Annotated in this window: 1 protein-coding gene; it reads right to left on the reverse strand. The window is 68.8% G+C overall.

The window, feature by feature from the left end; genetic code table 11:
- Positions 1-1,412: type I polyketide synthase (locus tag ACIQNG_RS39100; protein WP_401492031.1), on the reverse strand; the 1,412-nt coding region annotated here is incomplete at both ends.

The following is a 1,412-nucleotide window of genomic DNA, read 5'->3' on the forward strand; positions in this document are numbered from 1 at the left end:
CAGGGGGTGGGTCCGGTGGTGGTGCGGGTGGGTCCGGTGGTCAGGGCGGGGTGGTCGCGGCCTTCGGCGAGTGCGGTGAGTGCGGTGTGTAGTTCGTGGGTGGTGTGGGTGACGATTGCGGCGCGGTGGTCGAGTTTGGCGCGGCCGGTCCACAGGCGGGCGGCCAGCGGAGCGACCGCCGTGTCGGGGTGGTCGGCCAGGAAATCGCCAAGGCGGCGAGCTGACTGAGCCAGCGCGGCGCTCGACTGCGCCGACAGCACGACGGCTGCCGGTCCTTCGTCCGACTCGTCCTCCCGGACGGGTTGGGGGAACTGCTCGGCCTGCGGTGCTTCGAGGATCACATGGGCGTTGGTGCCGCTGATGCCGAAGGAGGACACCGCGGCGCGGCGCGGGCGACCGGTATCGGGCCAAGGCTGAGACTCAGTGAGTAGCGCCAGTCCGCCTGCCTCCCAGTCCACGTGGCTGCTGGGCCGGTCGACGTGCAGGGTGGGTGGCAGTGTTCCGTGGCGCATGGCTTCGATCATCTTGATGACGCCTGCGACGCCGGCGGCGGCTTGCGTGTGGCCGATGTTGGACTTGATGGAGCCGAGCCAGAGGGGTGTGTCGGTGGTGTGGGCCTGGCCATAGGTGGCGAGGAGGGCCTGTGCCTCGATGGGGTCGCCGAGGGTGGTGCCGGTGCCGTGGGCTTCTACGGCGTCGATCTGGTCGGCGCTCAACTGCGCGTTAGCAAGGGCCTGTTCAATGACACGCTGCTGAGAGGGGCCGTTGGGCGCGGTCAGGCCGTTGGACGCACCGTCCTGATTCACGGCCGAGGACCGGAGAACGGCGAGGACGTGATGTCCGTTCTTATGGGCGTCGGAGAGGCGTTCGAGGAGGACGAGTCCGACGCCTTCTCCCCAGCCGGTGCCGTCGGCGGCGTCGGCGAACGGCTTGCAGCGGCCGTCGGGAGCCAGTCCGCGCTGACGGGAGAACTCAAGGAACGCGGACGGTGTGGACATCACGGTGACTCCGCCGGCGAGTGCCAGGTCGCACTCTCCCTGACGCAGGGCCTGGGCGGCCAGATGCATGCTGACCAACGAGGAGGAGCAGGCCGTGTCCACTGTCATGGCCGGGCCCTCCAGCCCGAACGTGTAAGCCACCCGTCCGGACGCGACACTCGCCGCGCTGCCGTTTCCGAGGTAGCCCTCGAAACCCTCGGGTGTCCGGTGCATCAGACGCGGCCCGTAGTCCGCGTAGATGACTCCGGTGAAGACGCCGGTGTTGGTGCCTTTGAGGGTGGTGGGGTTGATGTCGGCGTGTTCGAAGGCTTCCCAGGCGGTTTCGAGGAGGAGGCGTTGTTGGGGGTCGGTGGCGAGGGCTTCGCGGGGGTTCATGTGGAAGAAGTCGGCGTCGAACTGGTCGGCGTCGTGGAG

Origin of the sequence: Streptomyces sp. NPDC091377 (assembly GCF_044757045.1) — a bacterium.
In the GTDB taxonomy this organism is placed as follows: Bacteria; Actinomycetota; Actinomycetes; order Streptomycetales; family Streptomycetaceae; genus Streptomyces.